Raw genomic sequence first — 19,552 nt, forward strand, 5'->3', positions numbered from 1 at the left:
CGGCTACACCCGAAACACTTTCATGACCTCGTCGCCGAGGTGGTTGATGACCTTGACCGCGATGCGACCATTTTGGGGCTTGTCGAAGGGGCGGGAGGTGTCGCTGTTCAGGGTCTCCCAGGCCTCCTCGTCGATCTCGGCCTTGAGGGTCGTTTTGAGGGCCTTGTAGGGATCGTTCGCACCCAGGAAGTAGGCATGGCGAACGAAGAAGCTCTCCTCGTTGTAGTCTGTGTCGATGAACCAGCAGGCGATGCCGTCAGGGCCATCGCTTCGGACTTCTCCGGTGTTGGGGTGGAACACGTCCACGCCTTTGACCTTGACCATGATCTGGTCGTCGTCGGCATCCAGAATGTCGATGTCGGGTTCGCCGAAAATAACGAAGAGGTTGCCCTTGCCGGTGTTTTTTAGGTCGTCCGCCATGTGCAGGTCCGCGTTCATGCGGGCTTTGAGCACTGGGATGCGTCCAAGCTTGTTGAATTCGGTCGAGTGGGCGTCGAAGTTGAAGGCGCAGGCGATGAGGACATCGAACCCGGCGTCCGCGGCCTCACGAGCGGCCTCGACGAGGTCTGGACGGGATACCGTGCCGAATTCAGGACCGATGAAGATAGCTGCTCTACGCTCAGTACCCTTGTCGTCTCCGCCCTCAAAGAACTTCCCTTCGGCGCTGACCAGTGCTCCAGGCCAGGGCACCAGGGAGGTGAAGTTGATCTTGTCCTCCTTGTGCGCCTGCTGGACGCCGGAGGTCTTCAAGGTCTCCAGGATCATCTGGTTGAAGTCCTGTTCTCCAAGTCCGTCAACGACAGGATTGATCTTGGGTTTGATCAGCTCGTCATTCTCGTCCACGCCCAGAACCCGGTGCGGGGAGAGGCTTTCTACGGTGAAGGGGCCAGCCACGCGGACTTTCTTGTTGTCCTCGTAGGGCTTGTCGTAGAGATACTCGAAATCGGCCTTGGCAGCGATGGAGGCGTCGATTTCCTTCTGTCTGGCTATGCGAAGTCCCCACCATTTTCGGTGAGTTTCTTTTGAATATTGTGACCAGGAGTCATCGGGCTCTCGCGGAATCTCCCATTCTTCCCAAGATTCACCAAGGGCTTTGTTCAGTTCTTCGCGGAGAGGTTCGAGGCGCTTCTGGAATTCATCCCAGATGACGTCGATCTCGACGTTATTGGCGATGGCCTTCAGAGTGATGTGAGGCACCCGTTCGTAGACAAACCCGTGCCGGATGTCCTCATAGGTTGGGGTTGAAGAGGGAGGAGTCCTGCTTAACTCTGACTCTTTGATCTGGCCTTCCTTGCTGTCCGAGAGGAGGTAGTAGGGGTAGCGAGCACCCATGATCCGGGAACGGGCAAGGGCAAGGGCAACACGAGAGGTGTCGATGGTGATCCAGCGACGGCCCCACTGTTCAGCGACATAGGCCGATGTTCCTGAACCACAGGTTGGATCAAGGACGAGGTCACCAGGATCAGAGGCACTGAGGATGCAGCGTTGGACTATTTTTTCTGTTGTTTGGACCACATATATTTTTTGTTCCAAAAAGCCGCCGGTTGCTGTGTCCGCCCATAGATTGTTTAAGGGTTGAACAACATAATCCTGCCAAGACCTGAAGAAAGAAACAGTCTTCCCACTAGATGCTAGACGGTTGGCTTTTATGACACGACTCATCCCGAGTTCAGTAGTCCCCCACCATCGAGCACCAGGGGTGTACTTATTTCCTTGAAAAAGGATTGTGTACTTACTGCCCGGACCTGGTTTTGTAATATTGTCGAGGCGATAGGCAAGTTGCGGGTCAGGTTGTTCAGAACCAGAGATTCTTTTAGGCATCCCAAACTCGTCCCTGATATATCGATACATTGCCCCGGATTTTGAGCTTATGTCTTTTTCAATCAGTAGTTGTCTGTATTTGATCCTGCTTTTGTCTTTTGCAAACCAAAGAATATAGTCAACGGATGAATTCATCCTGTCAGCAGCAGAAAGCCCAGATGTTTTGACAACATTTATTTGTGATACAAAGTTGTCATCACCGAATACTTCTTCAGCTAACGCCCGTACTCGATGAACGTTTTCATCTCCGATTTGAATAAACACTGATCCAGACACAGATAGGAGTTCTCTTGCAACAGTTAGTCTGTCACGAAGATATGTGAGATAACTATGTATTCCGTCTCTCCAAGTATCACGGAAGGCTTTCACTTGCTCAGGTTCACGAGTGATGTGGTCAAATTTTCCATCTTTTACATCTCTACTAGTAGTTGACCACTGGAAATTACTATTAAATTTAATGCCATACGGTGGATCAAAGTAGATACACTGGACTTTCCCCCTAAGACCCTCTCGTTCGGCAAGACTCGCCATAACCTGCAGCGAGTCCCCCAAGATCATTCGGTTCGACCAGTTGGCATCATGCTGGTAGAACTCGGTCTTGGCTTCTTCGCTGGGCAGGCCGTTGAATCGTTCGAGGAACTCGAACATGCTGTTTTCATACTGATCCGTGGTTGACTCCTCAGACTGTCGACGAAGGTCGTCGATCAGCACCTTGGGGTGGACCTTCTCCTGGATGTAGAGCGGAGGAGCGTTGACCACGAGGTCGGACCAGTCCTGCTCGTCCTTGCCTCGCCAGACGAGCTGAGGATCAAGGTCTCGGTTCCGGCGTTCATACTCAACCCGAACCGGAGCCTTGTCCGTGTCCGTCATGATGGACTGGTATTCTGCCGTGGGGATATTCTTGCGGCTGGCCTCGCCGTGCGTGATGGTCTCAACAGATTTGGGGGCTTTCTTCTTGGCCATTTATGCTTCTCCTTCGTCGCTCTGAAGGGCTTGTTCAATCATGGTGTTGAATTCGGATTTGATCTTCTCATCGAAGTCGGACTCGAGCTTGTAGACCTCTCGCAGTTCGGCGAAGTCCCAGCGGCCATAGCTGCCCAGGTTGTTCACGCCCGGCACCCAGAGGGTTTCCATGGTAGCTTTCTTGTCCTTGGCGTTCTCAGGCCGGTAGCCTTTGATCTCCACCACGAGGTTGAGCAGGTCTTGGTGTCCGTCATCGACCTTGACGATGAAGTCTGGGATATAGCGCTTGGTCTCGGAGCCATAGCGGTAGGGGACTTCGAAACCGAGGTTATGGTTCTTGACGTATGCCTTGACCTTGGGGTGCCCCTCCAGCACACGGCAAAACTCGCCTTCCCAGTCGCTGTCGAGGATCGCCCAGTTCACATGGCAAAGCTCGGAAGAGGTCTCCCATCGGAGCATTTTCGAAGTGTTGAAGCTCACATGGCGTGTCGAACCCGTAGGGTTGTAGGGGTCGAGAACGGCCTTGATGTCCCGTTTGTCCTGGTGGGCACGAGTGATGCCCGCCGTGATCCGTTCGCAAGCTAGATCAGCCAGTTCCTGATACATGAGCTGTGCTGGGTAGGTGCCGCTCCTGCAGTTTAGGCAGCTATCCAGCCACTGTTTGGTGATGCGTTTGAGCTGCCCAAAGAGGTGCAGCTTCGGCTCCTCATTCGGGTCACGCCACTTGGTGTAGAGCAACCGCTGCGTCAGGTGGAACAGGAGCGTGGAGCGCCTGAGGTCTCCGGTGTGGACGAGATTTAGGTCCACGCCTTCGCCGATAATGCCTTGATTTTGAGTGCTAGTTGGCCCGACAGTCTCGGGTGTCAGCTCAAGCACTGAGTCATCGTTGAACTCGGCGGTCAGACGTTCGTCCGGCAGTTCCACTCGGTAACCGGCCACACGGGGGAACTCGATCTCGAGATGATCCCGCTCGGGCCGCATGGCCTTGACGTGGACGGTGATGCGAGGCTTGATCGGGCTCGTGGGAACTGGCTTGGCTGTGAAGTCGAAGGGAATGCCCAGAACATCGGCGTACTCGACGTTGAAGAGACCTTCCTCGTTGACATCGTAGGACTGACGGCGAAGGGCTCGACCGATGACCTGTTCGCAGAGGAGCTGGGTGCCGAAGGCTCGGACACCCAAGACGTGAGTGACTGTGTTCGCATCCCATCCCTCGGTCAGCATGGACACTGAGACCACGCAACGAATGGACTCACCAAGCCGACCGGCCTTGCCGACCGTGTTCATGACCTCACGGAGGAGATCGGCGTCGGTGAGATTTTCGGCCTGCTGGCGATCTCCTGTCCGCTCGATGATTTCTCGGCGATAACGCTCGATCTCGTCAGCCGCCATCTTTCTAAAGTTGTTATCAAGGGCATCGCCAGACTCAAGCTGCTCGCTGTCGATCAGCAGGGTACGAGGTCTTGCGATAGGGTTGCCGTGTTCATCGAAGTTACGGAACAGTGCGAGGCGACCATTTTCAAGTTCCGTGGAGCCGTCATCGTTTTCTCTGAAAAAGCCCGAGATATAGTCGTAGACGAGCTTCGAAGTCGCTGTGTTGTTGCAGACCACTATGAAGCAGGGAGGAACATCGATCCCTTCTTCCTGCCAGAGGTTGTAGGTCTTCTCGTAGTGGCCATAGAGGGACTCGAGTGCGGTTTTCAGCTTGGTCGGGATGCTGAGTGGGTCAAGACCTTTTGCCTTGCCTCTGCCCTTTTTGGGCATGTCCTTTCGGATGTGTTCCCATAGGTTCCGGAACATCGGCATTTCGTTTCCAGGAATGTCGTCGGACACCGGGACTCGCGGAAGCTTCACGATGCCACACTCGATGGCATCCATGAGAGAAAAGTCGCTCATGGTCCAGGGGAAGAGGGTGCCTTCGGCATACCCAGAACCCTTGAGGAAAAAAGGTGTTGCAGAAAGGTCGATGACCCTGGTGATTCCGAGTTTGCGCTTCACCGCCTCGAGACCGGAAATCCACAGGCGGGCCGCCTCCTTGTTCTGTGCTGCTTCCTGCTTGTCTTCCTTGGTGATGTCCTCCTCGGACTCCTCCTCGGGCTTTTCGCGGTAGCAGTGATGCGCCTCATCGTTGATGGCCATGATGTTCTTGAGCCCCATGAGGCTGGGCATAACCCGCTGGATCATTTGGCCTTCAGTCTCGAGGGTATTCAGAGGGTCTCCACGACCCTGCAGAAGAGATCGTCCGCCCTTGGAGATATCGAGCCTCTCACGAAGCTTGAAGGCATGGTAGTTGGTGATGACGATCTTGGCCCGTTCCAACTCTCCCATCATATCAGAGGGGATCAACTCCCTGCTCTGGTAGTAGCTGTCAGGATCGCTGGGCTGGAGGACGCGGAGTCGGTCCTTGATGGTGATACCGGGGGCCACGATGAGAAAGCCCCTCGTGAATTTCTTGCTGCCAGGGTGGCGGACGGCGTTGATAGTCTGCCACGCGATGATCATGGCCATGACCGTCGTCTTTCCTGCTCCGGTCGCCAACTTCAAGGCGAGCCGCATGAGTTCCGGGTTGGCGTCCTTATTGGCGTTGGTGAGATGCTTGAGTATCTTTTTCCCATCGGGGGTGTGCGGTGCCACCTCGGTGAGCCATATGGCGGTCTCCACGGCCTCTACTTGGCAGAAGAAGGGGCGGATGCCGCTGAAGTTGTGATGTCGCCAGTGCTGGAGGAGTCGAGCCGTCTCCGGAGTGACCTGCCATTGGTTGACGCTTGGCAATGCCCTCCAGGAGTCTACGTGCCGTCGGACCTCGTTGATGACCGAGGTGATGTCGTACTTCTGGTCAGTGGTAGACAGCCCCTTGCCTTCATCAAGGAGAAGTTCTGCCTGTTGTTGCTTGGATTTCTTCCGTTTTTTGGGCTTGGGGATAGGGGTAACGAATTCAGCCGGTCGCCTGCAAGGCTTGACCTGCTGCGTGGGCTGACCGCTCTCGTCCAGCTCCCAGTGTTTGTTCGGATAGTCGTAGGGAGAGTTGAGAATAGGGTGCTCAAAAAACGGATTGGACATATTTATTGTTCCCTTGTGTTCAGATGGCAGAAAAAAGGGTTGTCTTCAGTGTATTAAAACACAAGGAACTTATAAATATTAGAGATTAAGGTCAATAAGATAACCTGTTTTTTGGAATAGGTACGAAAGTGGTAATTGTCCCCTATATCGATTGCTTAAAATTTATAGTGTCGTCAAGATCAATAAATTTTAGTTATATTGTTAGGTGTGTCTATGGGGCTATTGGCTTTTGTCGTCACCACCACAGTTTGGCTGTAGTTGTGATAAGATTCTAAGGTTCTTGCAAGTTCATGCAAGTCGTCCGGACCAAGGTGAGCATACCTGAGAGTTGTTGCGATACATTTGTGCCCCATCCATTCTTTTACGTGAACCAAAGATGTTTTGCTTTGTATTAATCGAGAACAACATGTGTGACGAAGCGTGTATGGAATAAGTTCTTTTTCGTTTTCAAGGCCAATAAGCTTTTTCGCTTTATTCCAAGTTTGGTGGAACCAAGTGTTGTCGGTGTAGGGGAAAAGTAGCTCCCTACAAGCTGGTTGGTAGCCTGAAAGTCCTGTTATCTCCTTTATCCGTTTGTGAAAGATGGACTTGACTCTCATGGTCATGGGTATCGATCTTGGGTGATCTGTCTTGTTCAACCAAATCGTTACAATTTTATTGGATAAATCAACATCTCTGACTTCAAGATTCCATAATTCAGAAGGGCGCATCCCTGTGTCTAGCAGGATGCAAAAAGCGTCTTTATGGTCTGAGCGTTTCATTATCTCAAAAGCCTGGATGAAGGACTGCTCCTCTTCTGGAGATAGAAATCGAACTCTATTGGGTCGCTCCCTGAATTTTCTAATTGCAGGTTTTCTTTGGATTTTCCCGATAGATAATGAGGTGTTCAATATTTTTGAAAGTGTAGCCAGCTTGCGATTGACTGTCGAAGGAGCATTGTTGAAACGCTCCTTGAGGTGAAACTTGAACTCTTCAATATGAGGCTCTGTAATGTCTGAGAGCTCTGTTTCTCTACCAAAGAAATCCAATGCGTATTGCGAATTGCGAATAACATGGCCGAGACTTCGATTGCCCGACCAATGATATTTGAGTGTATACTCGTAGGCTTCTTGAAGCGTCCATTTTGTTGTTTTCTTAATCTTACCCGATATTCTGGTGTGTTTCTTATTTTTAATATGCGAAAGGTTCAAATCTAACTCTGGCTGGCCGAATGAATCGCAGATGACCTTAAAGCGCCATTTGATTGCATCTATTAGGTCAGCAAACGTCGCCCAGTGGCGATGTTGATCGATATTAATGTTTGCTTGGAATTTTCCGTTTTTTATTCGTATGCCTTTGGGGAGTGCCCCCTCATCAAGTCGTGTTAGATTTTTTTGTTCACGCTCGACCAGTCTTATAAATTGGGGATCCATTAGGATTTTAGCGTGTTGATTTTTAGAACATTCTTTTCGATCATCAACTTCATTTTTTTGGAGTATTTCGCGTGTGAATTCCCTTGAAGAAATCGCATCTTCCAAGGTCGCACATGTGCAATTAACCCGCTTCCCATTGACCATTATTCTATATTGGTAGCCTTTGCCCCATTTTCTGATTCCTAGTGGAAGTTTTTTTGTCATGATACTCTCCTGATTTGGAGTATAGTATCACAAAAATATTCTTTTTTTAAAGCATGTTATCATATCCATTCGTGGTTGTATTTTGAACGAGTTACAGTTGCAAAATCTTTAAGCAATAAACGAAATTGATGCCAAGAATGGATGCGTTAATCTATCCAACATGGATTATGCAGATGCTCTAGATCGAGCATTTCATGGAAATCGATCTTGGCGACGACTTCATTCAGTAGCGTATCAACGGGGTAGTTCCCTTCATATCCTGCCGTTACATCGTCAAACTCGCCTTGCTCATGCCCGACGACCTCTTTGACTTTGTACCTTGCCAGATCAAGTAGCTTTGCCCTGGTAATGAAGGTATGCCGGAAAGAGTGGAAGGTGACATCGCTTACGCCTTCCTGAGCTCCAACATTCTGCTTGCGCCTGAATCGAGTGAACCATTTTGACGCCGCATGGGAATACTTGCCTTTCACGTCTGGCGGTAGATCGTTGAAAAGACGTTTGGTTGTTCTTCTTCGTTTCGAGTCGACAAAAGCCAAGAATCCAAGATCATGGGCAAGATATGGATGGATCGGAACCAGGCGTTTACCTGCTTCCGTCTTTACGTGCTTATCCCTGCCTTGATCGTTTATGTCCAAGATCCAGACACCGGACTCCTCACGAATATCAGCCATTGAGAGCTGGCAGAGCTCTTCTAAACGAGCGCCAGTAAAAAGGCCGAGAAGAGGAAGCCAGTACTGCCAGTCCTTTCGGAGATTACGGCGTTTGTATGTGTCGGGGCTGAAAAGTCGTTTCAGCTCATCTTCGTTGAAAGCCCTGCGTTGGGATTTTGCTGCAGCCTTGCCTCCAGGGACTTCGAGAACCTTGTTCAGAGGTTTGGCCTTGTCGATGAATCCTTCAAGCTCACACCAGTTAAGGAATGAGCGTATGGCAGTGAAGCGTGTTTCGAGAGACTTCGGCTTGTAAAGATCCTTTTCTGGGATACTCATCCGTAGCAATTCATGCAGAGTTTTATCCTTGTACCGTTTAATCCTTGCTCCAGGCAGTTTCTGGATCTTTTTCCAGTAGCCTTTCATGTGGTCGCGTGACAATTCACTCATGGTCAATTGGGCATTACCCATTTTGACCAGCTCAGCGAATTGCTTCAATTGTGGCGGTATATCCTTGCGACTTGCAGCACCCCACGGATTGGGACCTTCCGTCTTGAATTCGATGTACTTGTCGATTGCTTCGAGGATTGTTGGGGATGGTGGAGGCGTTGGAGCAGTCGGTTGCATGATTTGAGACTGCTCTTGCCCTTGGAGGATTCCTACAAAGCCTGTTTTACGAGCTGCATTCAGAAATCTTGCTTCGACTTCAAGCAGGGCAGCGCAGAATTCACGGTATTCTTTGGAGTCCTTTTCAATATCTATTTCTTCACGATCCAGTAGCGCTGAGGCTCTACCTTCAACCTTCTTGAGGTTGCTACATTCAAGAGCTTCTTGGGCGTCTGTGGCAAGGATTGTGAGCTGTTCATTGCGCTTGTCCAGCTCGTCTAACTCCCATGAACGGGAGAGGCGGTATTCACGTTCTTCTTCGAGCGCCTCATCGAGCCATTGCTGAGCGATGCGGCGTATGGTTTCACGACTCAATCTACCAGACATGACATCATCCCTCCTTTTACGAAATTCATCAAATATCGCATGCGAGGTAGTGACCAGTCTTATAACCTTAGGCCGCGCTTCTCTCAAGTATCTGGTTTTGAGCGACTTCTTGAATTCTTGCATGCCCATGACCGGGCGCAAATCGCTTGGAATTCGAAGTCGAAAATAGAGGCCATTTCGATGGCTGGTGAGGTAGGATGGGGCAGAAAAAGACATTGGACAATCCTCCTTGTGTGTACCCGTTTTGTGTACCCACGGCTCTGACGAGCGCTTTTTGGAAGAATGTCCAATGTTTTTAAATGCTTGGCGGAGAGGGTGGGATTCGAACCCACGTACGGGCTATTAACCCGTAACTCGATTTCGAGTCGAGCGCGTTACGGCCGGACTTCGCTACCTCTCCGCATTGAGTTGGTGATTATGTCACCAACGAAACAGGATGTATAATCATTCATTTCGTAAGGTGCAACCATTTTTCGCGGTGATTCCGAGATTGATGAGGAACAAGGAAGAGGGGGGACTCGGTGAAATGTCAGCTCAGTGGTTGCCGCAATTGTGATGATCGCACAAGATCGGCTGATCCTCAACCTTTCCGGCAAGGTATGCCGATGCAAGTTCAAAAACGGGGCCACGGCAGCCGCGGATAACCTGGATGCCGTTTTGCGAAAGCACGTTTACCGCACCTTGGCCGATATTGCCGGCCAGCATTACGGTTACACCCATGTCGGCAAGTACGCTGGCTATGTTGGACTTACAGCCGCATCCTTGGGGAGAATCCAAACGGCTCGCTTGGCCCAGGGAATCACCTTCGATTTCGTAGATCGTGTAGTGATCACAATGTCCAAAATGTTCATCCACGACGCCTTCTCGGGTCGGTACGGCAAGTTTCATTCGTTGTCCTCCTCTTTTGGTCCACAATGGTAGGAACAGGTCTGATGCGCGATTGATATCCCGTTGTCAAGGAAAAATAAGAAGGAGAGGCAATGGGGGAGGGCGTGTGTCTCAGCGGCGCGAACGGAAGAACTCGCGTAGTATATTGGAACAATGGGAAGAAAGGATGTCGCGCACGACCCACATTTTATGATTTCCCCAGGGGAGGCGTGCGCCGTCAAGGTTGGTGAACAAGGCACCGGTTCGTGGATCGGGAGTGCCTACTACCACTCCGGCAACCCGTGCATGCACCAACGCGCCAACGCACATGGTACATGGTTCCAAGGTAACAGCCATAATTGTTCCTGGAACACGGTAGTTGCCCATGCGTTTTGCTGCATTGCGAAGGCAGAGGATTTCCGCATGGGCCGTGGGATCATTGCGGGCAATGGGGGCGTTGTGGGCCTGGGCCAGCATGGTTCCGGTGGACGGATCCAATAAAACCGCACCTACCGGGGCTTCTCCGGAAGCCCCGGCAAGAAAAGCCTGGTGAAGAGCCAAGTCCATCATTTCGACCCACGTCAAGGGCAGCGAGGACTGGTCCGGCACACAAGGATCCGGTCGCGCCATGGATTAGCGCTCCCGTAAGTAAAGAACTCCCCGTTCCAAAAGCCTCAATCCTAGCTCCTCGTCATGTCCGCGGGTCCAGGTCGGGTGGTTGGTGGGATGGTTATAGGCTTCCGGGTGCGGCATGAGGCCGAGCACTCGGCCCGACGGGTCGGTCAAGCCGGCAATACCGAGGGGAGAGCCGTTGGGATTGTGCGGGTATTCCTGAGTAGGCTCCCCGGTTTGCGGGTCAGCATATTGCAACGCGATGAGCTGGTGCTCCGCAAGATCACGCAGCAGGTGTTCATCCCTGGGGATGATTTTCCCCTCACCATGTCTGACCGGGACGAACAGTTTGTCCAATCCCTGCGTGAAAACACAGGGACTTTTGGGGTTGACCCGCAGGTGAACCCACCGGTCTTCATACCGTGCGGAATCGTTATGAGAAAGAGATACCTGCCGATCAAAATACTGGCCGCCCAGGGCCGGGAGCAGTCCCAATTTAACCAACAGCTGGAAACCGTTGCAAATTCCGAGAATCACAGCTCCGGACTTGAAGAATTCCTTGAATTGGTCCAAAAGGGGGCGTCCGTCCGGTGTGGTGGCATGCCGCCAGCGAAGGGCTGCGGCTTGTGCCGCCCCCAGGTCGTCACCGTCGAGAAAACCGCCGGGACACAGCAGGAAGTTATAATCCTGCATTTGGACTTTTCCGCTGGCAAGGTCTGAAAAATAAACGATATCGGCGGAATCCGCGCCAGCCAGCCTCACGGCGTGGGCGGATTCCTGTTCACAATTGGTGCCGTATCCTGTAAGAACCAGTGCGTTGACAGGGGCCATGCCCTTTCTCCTCCCGTAACCGTATTGACGTGCCCGAAAAGGGCAATTCGATCAGTGTTGTTTCGGGGGGAACATACGTGTGGTCCGGCACCCCGTCAACAGCCGCTGTTGAGCGGTGACCAAAAAGCAATCATCTTGAAAGGGGCGATTTTATCCATGAAAACGAAATTTATTTTTATTACCGGTGGCGTTCTCTCCTCGCTTGGCAAAGGCCTTGCGGCGGCTTCGATCGGCGCCTTGCTGCAGGCCCGGGGACTCAAGGCCACTATCCAAAAGCTTGACCCATACATCAACGTCGACCCCGGCACGATGAATCCTTTTCAGCACGGCGAAGTATACGTCACCAATGATGGAGCTGAAACCGACTTGGACTTGGGCCACTACGAGCGGTACTTGGGGCGTCCCCTGAGCCAGCGCAACAACTACACCTCCGGCTCCATTTATAATGAGGTCATCAACAAGGAACGCCGAGGCGATTACCTTGGAGGGACTGTCCAGGTTATTCCCCATGTTACCGACGCTATTAAGGAAGCGGTCCTGGGTTTTCCGTCCGGCGAGGATGTGGCTCTGATTGAAATCGGCGGAACCGTGGGCGATATTGAGGGGCAGCCGTTTCTGGAGGCTATCCGGCAACTCAAAAATGACTTGGGCAAGGAAAACGTCCTCTACATTCATTTGACCCTGGTCCCGTATATGCGCGCCGCAGGCGAGTTGAAGACCAAACCTACCCAGCACAGCGTCAAGGAGCTTCGGGGAATTGGCATTCAGCCCGACATTATCCTTTGTCGGTCCGAGGTGGAACTTGACGAACATTTGAAAAAGAAGATCGCCTTGTTCTGCGATGTGGATTGCGACGCAGTGTTCACTGCCGTGGATGTCAAAAATATCTACGAAGTCCCCCTCAAATTTTATGAACAGGGTGTTGACCAGAAAATCGCTATTTTGCTTCGTTTGCCCGCCAAAAATGCCGATCTGCAGGCTTGGCGTGAATTGAACTACAAGATGGAGCACCCGAAAAGCCGTGTGACGATCGGCATCGTCGGCAAGTATGTGGAATTGAAGGAGGCGTATAAAAGCCTTCATGAGGCGTTGGTGCATGGCGGTGTGGCCAATGACGTGGCCGTGGATCTCGTGTATGTCAATTCCGAGGAAATTTCCCCGAAAAATGTTGAACGCAAACTGAAAAATCTCGACGGTATCCTGGTTCCCGGAGGCTTCGGATCCCGCGGTGTGCCTGGCAAAATCGCGGCCATCCGCTATGCAAGGGAGAACAAAGTACCCTTCTTTGGTATCTGTCTGGGAATGCAGTGTGCCGTGATTGAATTCGCACGCAATGTCTGCGGATTGGAAGAGGCGACTTCCGAAGAGTTCGACAGCAAGGCCGAAGATCTCATCATCTATCTCATGACCGAGTGGTTCGACTTCCGCACCAAGAAAAAAGAAACGCGCTGCGTGGAGTCCGACAAGGGCGGAACTATGCGTTTGGGAGCCTACCCCTGCAAGGTGGCGAAGGATACCACGGCGTACAACGCGTACGGACAGGCCCGCGTCGAGGAACGGCACCGCCACCGTTTCGAGTTCAACAACAAGTATTTGGAATTGATGCGCGAAAAAGGTATGGTGTTTTCGGGGATGGCTCCGGACGATTCCCTGGTGGAGATGGTGGAATTACCCGATCATCCGTGGTTCCTGGGGTGTCAGTTCCATCCGGAGTTCAATTCACGGCCCATGAGTCCGCATCCCCTGTTCCAAGGATTCATTGCAGCGGCTAAAAACAATAAGGGCTGATACATGGCGAATGCCTTGTTTGAACGTTGCCGGGGCCAGTTTTTCGTCATGACGGGGCCATGCGCCCTGGAAAGCCGTGAATTGGCCCTGGCAACGGCTCGCGAACTCGCCAGAATCGCCGAAGAGCTGGATATCCCACTGATATTCAAAAGCTCCTTTGACAAAGCCAACCGCACGTCCCTGACCAGCTTCCGCGGGCCAGGGCTGCGGCGCGGCTTGGATTGGCTGGCGGAAATCAAGGACGCCACTGGACTGCCTGTTGTCACGGACATCCACCTTCCAGAACAGGCGGAACGTGTGGCTGAAGTGGCGGACGTGCTGCAAATTCCGGCTTTTTTATGCCGTCAGACGGATTTGCTGGTGGCCGCGGCCAAAACAAACCGGATTATCAATGTGAAGAAGGGCCAGTTCTTGGCTCCGTGGGATATGCGGCACGCTCTGGACAAGCTTCGGGACTCCGGCAATACCGATGTCTGGCTCACGGAACGTGGTGCCAGTTTTGGCTATAATAATCTCGTGGTGGACATGCGTTCCATTCCGGAGATGCAGAACCTTGGCGTTCCCGTTGTGATGGACGCTACGCACTCCGTTCAATTGCCCGGCGGCCAGGGCGGTTGTTCCGGAGGACAACGTCAATATGTTCCTGTTCTGGCCCGTGCCGCTGTAGCGGCTGGTGCCGATGGTGTGTTCCTGGAGGTGCATCCGGATCCGGATTCGGCTCTGTGCGATGGTCCAAACAGTTGGCCTTTGGGACAAACCCGTGAATTGCTCGCAACGCTTCGTTCTCTCTGGAGTCTGACGCATGACTGATCTTCGCGCTCGTGCTGCCGCTGTCCGTCTTCTGGTCCTTGATGTGGACGGGGTGCTTACGGATGGCGGGCTGTATTACGACGCCCAAGGGCGGGTAACCAAGCGTTTTGATGTTCAGGATGGTCTGGGCATCAAGTTGGCCCAACAAGTCGGTTTGGACGTGGCCGTGATTACAGGGTTGAATCATGGCGCGGTTGAGTCTCGGATTCGGGAACTCGGCATCGTTGAATATCACGCGGGCCATCTGGATAAGATTCCTCTGATGCAGGGAATTTTGGATCGCCTTGGTCTTGATTGGAATCAAGCTGCTTATTTAGGCGACGATTGGGTCGATGCAGGCGTCTTGCGCCGTGTCGGAATTCCCATGGCCGTACCCAATGCCAGAAATGTGGTCCGTGAGTTGGCCGCCTGGATAGCGTCCAGCTCTGGGGGGCATGGCGCCGTTCGCGAGGCGATCGAATTTTTGCTGGATTGCCGGGGTGAATTGGATTCGCTATGGCAGAAATGGAGCGGTGAATGAAGTTTCGGATCCTGCTGGCGTGGATGTTGGTCCTTGGGCTTGGTATACTAATCGGGACCACGTTTTTCCCCGGTGGGGAAGAGCCGTTGCAGCAGATCAAGGAAGCGCCGCTGGATGAGGAAGTGACACCGGAGCGGGTGGAGAGCGCTGATCTGGACGCCCTGGGTGCCGATATTTTTGCCGAGGATATCGAGCTGGTTCAGGGAGTGGATGGTCGTATCGACTGGAAGCTCAAGGCCAAGGGTGCCGAGTATGACCAGGGAGACAACACGGTTCGTATTCTCGCACCGCAACTTTCGGCCTATGTTGGCGAGGAACGAGACGAGGTCTATGTTCGTGCAGATATGGGGCAGGTTGACCAGCGTGCGGACAATTTCAGGCTTTGGGATAATGTTTCGGGCCGTTACGGTCTTTTTGCTATCAAGGCTGATGAATTCGACTATATTGGTGCCATGGACAAGGTTTACCTCAAAGGGCGGGTCGTCATCCGTCACGGTGACGTGACCATAAGTGCCTCGGCCATTGAGATCGACACCAAGACCAGACTCCTTGTCGCCGCTGGTGGTGTTGAGGCCGTGTTTACGCTTCGTGATTTGGAGAAAGGCGCACCATAGCGGCGGGGAAGACGGTTTGGGGCAAGGTTGTGAACTTTTGTTGTCAAAAATGGTGGAGTTGTAATGCGAAAAGGGTTTTGTCGCCATGCATTGTGTTTCGTCTTGCTGGGGCTGATGTGTTGCTTGGCTGGGACTGATGCTCTGGCGCAGACCACTTCGGATTCATCATGGGGGGAAATCCGTTCGGCTTCGCAAAATCTTAATGTCCGCCAGAAGAGGGATCATCGATCTGAGCATGTGCTGACCTTGAAAAAAGGAGAGCGCGTGAAAGTCGATTTTCTGGAAAACGGGTGGTATGCAGTGTTCCCTGAGGAGGCGGTCCATCGCGATCTTTCTCTGGCCCTCGGTTTTGCCAAAGCCAAATATTTGCACCGTGTCGCAGCGGAACCCGCTCCATTGATGGAATCTGAACATGGCGACACTGCTCCATCGACTGCCGTTACTGCCGTAGATGCTGGCTCTGCCCAGGTGGCGGATGAGCCCTTCCGAAGTCCCAAAGTGGTGGCCGAGGTCCAGGAACGGCCTGAGGATGTTCCGGACGCTGGTCCGGCAGGAAAGGAGCCGGTTCGAATTACGGCGGATAGGCTGACATACAATGATGCGGAGCGCACGGTAACGTTTTCCGGAAATGTGGAGGCTGTTCACGAGGGGATGAAACTTTGGTCGGAACGATTGACCGCCCATTTCAGCAAGCAGGGCGAACCAGGTGAAGAGATCGATCGAATTGTGGCATCTGGCGGCGTAACGATGCGCAAGGATGAGATTGAAGGGAAGAGTGATACCGTGACGTACCACGTCAAGGAAGCTTTGTTGCTGATGCAGGGAAATCCGGTGATTACTGAAGGGAAGAACAAGGTTACGGGAAAGGTGATCAAATTCTACGTCCGCGAGAAGCGGAGTGAAGTCGTGGGCGGCAGCGGCAAGCGTGTGGAGGCGATTTTGTTTGCCCCGGAAGGCATGGAGGCACCGTAGAGATGCCCGACCAGCTTTCGGCCACCGGGCTTTCCAAACGGTACGGCAAGCGTGAAGTGGTTCACGGGGTGGATGTGGCTTTGACCCGTAAAGAAGTCGTGGGCTTGCTTGGTCCCAACGGAGCGGGTAAAACAACCACTTTTTATATGCTTGCCGGCATCATCAAACCCAACTCCGGGTCCGTTTCCCTCGGTTCTCGTGCAATCACCAGACTTCCTTTGCATGAACGAGCTCGCATGGGGCTGTCCTATCTTCCGCAGGAGAGTTCGGTTTTTCGTAAGCTCACTGTGTTGGAAAACCTTATGATCATTTTGGAGCAGACCTCCCTGAAGCGGGCCCAGCGCCGCAAGCGGGCCGCCGAACTGCTTCGCATGTTCAACATAACCAAGCTGGCGCATCAAAAAGCCATGTTTCTGTCCGGTGGGGAGCGTCGCCGCCTGGAAATCGCTCGTGCTCTGATTATGAATCCGAAGTTTATTCTTCTCGATGAGCCGTTTGCTGGGATTGACCCCATTGCGGTCATTGATATTCAGGAGATCATTTCGATTTTAAAGAAGATGGGGATCGGGATTTTAATTTCAGATCATAATGTGCGAGAAACTTTGAATATTTGCGATAGGGCATATTTGGTGTACGAGGGGACGATTATTCTGGAAGGCACCCCTGACGAGATTGTTCAGGACTCCAAGGCCCGAAAGGTGTACCTCGGCGAAAATTTTTGCCTTTGATACTTTTACCTCCCTGATCTCCGCATTACCTCCTTTTTTCGTCCGGCTTTTTGGTCGTTGTGGATTTACAGCCTGCATGAAGGTTGGTACAGTTCTTTCATGTCGCTCTCTCAAAGCGACGTATTTCTATTTTTTCAGTATGTTAAGATGTATTCCTTGCGCGAGTAGCTAATCTGTGAGATAGTAGAGGCAAGGATATCATTTCTAACCGACGGCCCCGTGTTGATTCTTTTGAGTTTCATGCGGCGCGCCGTGGCGATGGGTAGTATGGGACTGGAATTACGACAACAACTCAAGCTCAGTCAGCAACTTGTCATGACGCCGCAACTGCAGCAGGCCATCAAGTTGCTGCAACTTTCCCGCCTGGAATTGCTTGAATCCGTACAGCAGGAATTGTTGGAAAATCCGTTTCTTGATGAAAAGGAAGCCGACGACCCGCAACCAGAAGATACGCAATCCAAGGAGAGCGAGGAGGGGGATGCCCAGGCGGAGTTGATGCGTGACGCTGATTGGGAAAATTACATTGGTGAGTTCTCCAGCTCATCCAAGCAGTCCCAGGTCCGTGAAGCAGAGATCCCCGAAGAGGGGTTGTCGTTTGAAGCACGGCTTGCCTCAAAACCCTCCCTGCATGGTCATCTAAATTGGCAGATGCGGCTTTCCAACTTTACCGACGAAGAGTTGGCCGTTGGTGATGTCGTTCTGGGGAATCTGGATGATCGGGGATATTTGCAGGCAGATGTTCAGGACTTGCTAGCGCTTGTGGAGTCTGATCCCGAAACCGTGGAAAGCGTTATCCAGCGGATTCAGCGGCTGGACCCGGTGGGCGTGGCGGCCAGATCACCGCGTGAGTGCCTGAAGGTCCAGCTTGAGTTTTTTGATTATACGGATCCCATCCTGTTGGACTTGGTTGATCAGCATTTGGAAGATTTGGAGAAGCGTCGCTATAAGCCGTTAGCCAGAAAGTTTAAGATCAGTCTTGATAAACTGAAGAAATATATTGAAGTTATTCAAAAACTAGATCCAATGCCCGGGGCGAGTTTTTCCAGCACGGAGCCGCATTATGTCAGCCCGGATGTCTTCGTGTATAAATATGGTGATGATTTTGTTATCGTGCTGAATGAGGATGGACTGCCCCGCTTGACGCTCAACTCGTTCTACATGGACGATATTGGGAATTGTACCGGCAAGGATAAGGAATATTTTCAGGACAAAATGCGATCCGCGGCCTGGCTGCTCAAAAGTTTATATCAACGGCAGCGAACATTGTATAAGGTGATGGAGAGTATTGTCCGTTTTCAGCGTGATTTTTTCGAACAGGGCGTGGCCAAGCTCAAACCGCTGATCCTTAAAGACGTGGCGGAAGACATTAATATGCATGAATCCACGGTCAGCCGGATTACGACGAGCAAGTATGTCTCCACACCGCATGGGATATTTGAACTGAAGTTTTTCTTTAACAGCGCTCTGGATCTGGGAGACGGCACTCAGGTTGGTTCGGAATCGGTCAAGGCGCTGATTAAGCAACTCATCAGTGGTGAAAATCCGAAGAAACCGCTGAGCGACGAAACGATCGGCGAGATGCTCAAAGCTGAACTGGACGTAAATATTGCGCGGCGTACCGTTGCGAAATACCGTTCGGCTATGGATATCCCCTCGTCTTCGAAGCGCAAGCAGATTTTATAACATTGCCCACTCAACCTCTACTCCAAGGAGGATTGTGCATGAACATCAGTTTCAACTTTAAGAATTTCGACCCCTCTCCCCACCTCAAGGAGTATGCTGCCAAGCGGTTCGACAAGGTTTCCAAGTTCATTCAAGATTCGGACGAGTCCGATCTTCAGGTCAACTTGGCCGTGGAAAAAACCCGCCAGCAGGCTGATGTGGTCTTGAACGCGGACAGCATCCATATCTCGGCTTTTGAGCAGTCTCCGGATATGTATGCCACCATTGATTGCGTGGTTGACAAGCTGGAGGCCCAGCTGCGTAAAGTGCGCGAGAAGATGAAGGATAAGCGCCGCAAGGCAGCGCGGGATGTGCGAACCGAGTACTTTACTTTGGCCGATGGCGGCGCCGCTCCGACCATCACCGGTACGGATAATTATGAGCCAAAGCCCATGTCCGTTGAGGAAGCGGCGATGCAGCTCGATTCGCTCAAGTTCGAGTTCCTCGTGTTTCGCAATGCTGAAACCGAGGGAATTAACGTCATTTACCGTCGCAAAGGCGGCGATTACGGATTGATTGATCCTGGTAACTAACAATGAGACTCGGCGAATATCTTAACAAACAACTGATTATACCGGAGCTGACCTCCGCCTCAAAGGCGGAGGTGCTCCGTGAAATTGTAGAGTGCATCTCCAGCACCATGCCGGAGTTGGATACTGAACAAGCCGTCCAGGTTCTTATGGACCGGGAGAGCCTCGGTTCCACAGGCATTGGGGATGGTATCGCTATACCTCACGGCAAGCTTGAAGCCCTGGATCGAATAGTGGTGGCCGTGGCCAGGAGTCCCCAGGGGGTCGAATTTGAATCCCTGGACCACGCCCCCTGCCATATCGTTTTTCTTGTAATGGCCCCGGAACAGGTGGCCGGATTGCATCTTCGTATCCTCGCCCACATATCACGGCTGCTCAAGGACCAGACTTTCCGAGCCAACCTTATGGCTGCGGACGGCAAGGATGGCCTTTGGCAACTGCTTCAGGCCACTTGAGCA

At 52.2% G+C, this 19,552-nt stretch carries 16 protein-coding genes and 1 tRNA gene; 9 read left to right on the forward strand and 8 right to left on the reverse strand.

What is annotated here, in order from left to right:
• Nucleotides 1-3 precede the first annotated feature (3 nt).
• The 8 genes from B5D49_RS05555 to B5D49_RS05590 form a co-directional block, all read right to left on the reverse strand.
• A complete protein-coding gene (locus tag B5D49_RS05555; RefSeq protein WP_078716675.1) occupies nt 4-2,784 on the reverse strand; it encodes a site-specific DNA-methyltransferase in 2,781 nt (926 codons plus the stop codon).
• Nucleotides 2,785-5,844 carry a BPTD_3080 family restriction endonuclease gene (locus B5D49_RS05560; protein ID WP_078716676.1) on the reverse strand — a complete coding sequence of 1,020 codons (3,060 nt, stop codon included), beginning with the start codon at nt 5,842-5,844 and terminating at the stop codon, nt 2,785-2,787. It lies immediately after the preceding gene.
• A 179-nt stretch (nt 5,845-6,023) separates the two neighbouring features.
• Nucleotides 6,024-7,460 (reverse strand): tyrosine-type recombinase/integrase, encoded by a 1,437-nt coding sequence (locus B5D49_RS05565; protein ID WP_078716677.1) that lies wholly within the window; start codon nt 7,458-7,460, stop codon nt 6,024-6,026.
• Nucleotides 7,461-7,606: 146 nt separating this feature from the next.
• Nucleotides 7,607-9,316: a site-specific integrase gene (locus B5D49_RS05570; RefSeq protein ID WP_078716678.1), complete on the reverse strand. Its 1,710-nt coding sequence runs from the start codon at nt 9,314-9,316 to the stop codon at nt 7,607-7,609.
• 88 nt (nt 9,317-9,404) lie between these two features.
• Nucleotides 9,405-9,500, reverse strand: a tRNA-Ser gene (locus tag B5D49_RS05575).
• 134 nt (nt 9,501-9,634) lie between these two features.
• Nucleotides 9,635-9,988: a NifB/NifX family molybdenum-iron cluster-binding protein gene (locus B5D49_RS05580; RefSeq protein WP_078716679.1), complete on the reverse strand. Its 354-nt coding sequence runs from the start codon at nt 9,986-9,988 to the stop codon at nt 9,635-9,637.
• Nucleotides 9,989-10,099: 111 nt separating this feature from the next.
• A complete protein-coding gene (locus tag B5D49_RS05585; protein ID WP_234990631.1) occupies nt 10,100-10,597 on the reverse strand; it encodes a nucleoside deaminase in 498 nt (165 codons plus the stop codon).
• Between the two features lie 3 nt (nt 10,598-10,600).
• The gene (locus B5D49_RS05590) at nt 10,601-11,410 is read right to left on the reverse strand and encodes a phosphoribosylformylglycinamidine synthase subunit PurQ (RefSeq protein ID WP_078716680.1); all 810 of its coding nucleotides are present in this window, start codon (nt 11,408-11,410) and stop codon (nt 10,601-10,603) included.
• A gap of 156 nt (nt 11,411-11,566) precedes the next feature.
• Here B5D49_RS05590 and B5D49_RS05595 point away from each other — a divergent pair, with 156 nt between their 5' ends.
• The 9 genes from B5D49_RS05595 (at nt 11,567) to B5D49_RS05635 (ending at nt 19,549) form a co-directional block, all read left to right on the forward strand.
• Nucleotides 11,567-13,198, forward strand: a complete 1,632-nt coding sequence (locus tag B5D49_RS05595) for a CTP synthase (protein ID WP_078716681.1) — start codon at nt 11,567-11,569, stop codon at nt 13,196-13,198.
• 3 nt (nt 13,199-13,201) lie between these two features.
• Nucleotides 13,202-14,008, forward strand: a complete 807-nt coding sequence (kdsA, locus tag B5D49_RS05600; protein WP_078716682.1) for a 3-deoxy-8-phosphooctulonate synthase — start codon at nt 13,202-13,204, stop codon at nt 14,006-14,008.
• Nucleotides 14,001-14,528 (forward strand): KdsC family phosphatase, encoded by a 528-nt coding sequence (locus B5D49_RS05605; protein ID WP_078716683.1) that lies wholly within the window; start codon nt 14,001-14,003, stop codon nt 14,526-14,528. Before kdsA ends, B5D49_RS05605 begins: the two co-directional genes overlap by 8 nt.
• A complete protein-coding gene (gene lptC / locus B5D49_RS05610) occupies nt 14,525-15,142 on the forward strand; it encodes an LPS export ABC transporter periplasmic protein LptC (RefSeq protein WP_078716684.1) in 618 nt (205 codons plus the stop codon). Before B5D49_RS05605 ends, lptC begins: the two co-directional genes overlap by 4 nt.
• Nucleotides 15,143-15,205: 63 nt before the next feature.
• Complete coding sequence (lptA, locus tag B5D49_RS05615; protein ID WP_078716685.1) at nt 15,206-16,114, forward strand: lipopolysaccharide transport periplasmic protein LptA; 909 nt, start codon at nt 15,206-15,208, stop codon at nt 16,112-16,114.
• A gap of 2 nt (nt 16,115-16,116) precedes the next feature.
• Nucleotides 16,117-16,842, forward strand: coding sequence for an LPS export ABC transporter ATP-binding protein (gene lptB, locus B5D49_RS05620; RefSeq protein ID WP_078716686.1), 726 nt, complete (start codon nt 16,117-16,119; stop codon nt 16,840-16,842).
• Nucleotides 16,843-17,109: 267 nt separating this feature from the next.
• Nucleotides 17,110-18,525, forward strand: coding sequence for an RNA polymerase factor sigma-54 (gene rpoN / locus B5D49_RS05625; RefSeq protein WP_078716819.1), 1,416 nt, complete (start codon nt 17,110-17,112; stop codon nt 18,523-18,525).
• Between the two features lie 38 nt (nt 18,526-18,563).
• Nucleotides 18,564-19,097 (forward strand): ribosome hibernation-promoting factor, HPF/YfiA family, encoded by a 534-nt coding sequence (gene hpf / locus B5D49_RS05630; RefSeq protein WP_078716687.1) that lies wholly within the window; start codon nt 18,564-18,566, stop codon nt 19,095-19,097.
• A 2-nt stretch (nt 19,098-19,099) separates the two neighbouring features.
• A complete protein-coding gene (locus tag B5D49_RS05635) occupies nt 19,100-19,549 on the forward strand; it encodes a PTS sugar transporter subunit IIA (RefSeq protein WP_078716688.1) in 450 nt (149 codons plus the stop codon).
• The last annotated feature ends 3 nt before the right edge of the window (nt 19,550-19,552 follow it).

Source organism: Paucidesulfovibrio gracilis DSM 16080 (assembly GCF_900167125.1).
In the GTDB taxonomy this organism is placed as follows: domain Bacteria; phylum Desulfobacterota; class Desulfovibrionia; order Desulfovibrionales; family Desulfovibrionaceae; genus Paucidesulfovibrio; species Paucidesulfovibrio gracilis.

What these genes read in the sequence shown, in the direction of transcription:
- B5D49_RS05590 (WP_078716680.1), bottom strand. Translation starts at nt 11,410, where the DNA reads ATGGCCCCTGTCAACGCACTGGTTCTTACAGGATACGGCACCAATTGT.
- B5D49_RS05580 (WP_078716679.1), bottom strand. Translation starts at nt 9,988, where the DNA reads ATGAAACTTGCCGTACCGACCCGAGAAGGCGTCGTGGATGAACATTTT.
- B5D49_RS05560 (WP_078716676.1), bottom strand. Translation starts at nt 5,844, where the DNA reads ATGTCCAATCCGTTTTTTGAGCACCCTATTCTCAACTCTCCCTACGAC.
- kdsA (WP_078716682.1), top strand. Translation starts at nt 13,202, where the DNA reads ATGGCGAATGCCTTGTTTGAACGTTGCCGGGGCCAGTTTTTCGTCATG.
- lptC (WP_078716684.1), top strand. Translation starts at nt 14,525, where the DNA reads ATGAAGTTTCGGATCCTGCTGGCGTGGATGTTGGTCCTTGGGCTTGGT.
- B5D49_RS05555 (WP_078716675.1), bottom strand. Translation starts at nt 2,784, where the DNA reads ATGGCCAAGAAGAAAGCCCCCAAATCTGTTGAGACCATCACGCACGGC.
- B5D49_RS05565 (WP_078716677.1), bottom strand. Translation starts at nt 7,460, where the DNA reads ATGACAAAAAAACTTCCACTAGGAATCAGAAAATGGGGCAAAGGCTAC.
- B5D49_RS05635 (WP_078716688.1), top strand. Translation starts at nt 19,100, where the DNA reads ATGAGACTCGGCGAATATCTTAACAAACAACTGATTATACCGGAGCTG.
- lptA (WP_078716685.1), top strand. Translation starts at nt 15,206, where the DNA reads ATGCGAAAAGGGTTTTGTCGCCATGCATTGTGTTTCGTCTTGCTGGGG.
- hpf (WP_078716687.1), top strand. Translation starts at nt 18,564, where the DNA reads ATGAACATCAGTTTCAACTTTAAGAATTTCGACCCCTCTCCCCACCTC.
- rpoN (WP_078716819.1), top strand. Translation starts at nt 17,110, where the DNA reads ATGGGACTGGAATTACGACAACAACTCAAGCTCAGTCAGCAACTTGTC.
- B5D49_RS05605 (WP_078716683.1), top strand. Translation starts at nt 14,001, where the DNA reads ATGACTGATCTTCGCGCTCGTGCTGCCGCTGTCCGTCTTCTGGTCCTT.
- lptB (WP_078716686.1), top strand. Translation starts at nt 16,117, where the DNA reads ATGCCCGACCAGCTTTCGGCCACCGGGCTTTCCAAACGGTACGGCAAG.
- B5D49_RS05585 (WP_234990631.1), bottom strand. Translation starts at nt 10,597, where the DNA reads ATGGCGCGACCGGATCCTTGTGTGCCGGACCAGTCCTCGCTGCCCTTG.
- B5D49_RS05570 (WP_078716678.1), bottom strand. Translation starts at nt 9,316, where the DNA reads ATGTCTTTTTCTGCCCCATCCTACCTCACCAGCCATCGAAATGGCCTC.
- B5D49_RS05595 (WP_078716681.1), top strand. Translation starts at nt 11,567, where the DNA reads ATGAAAACGAAATTTATTTTTATTACCGGTGGCGTTCTCTCCTCGCTT.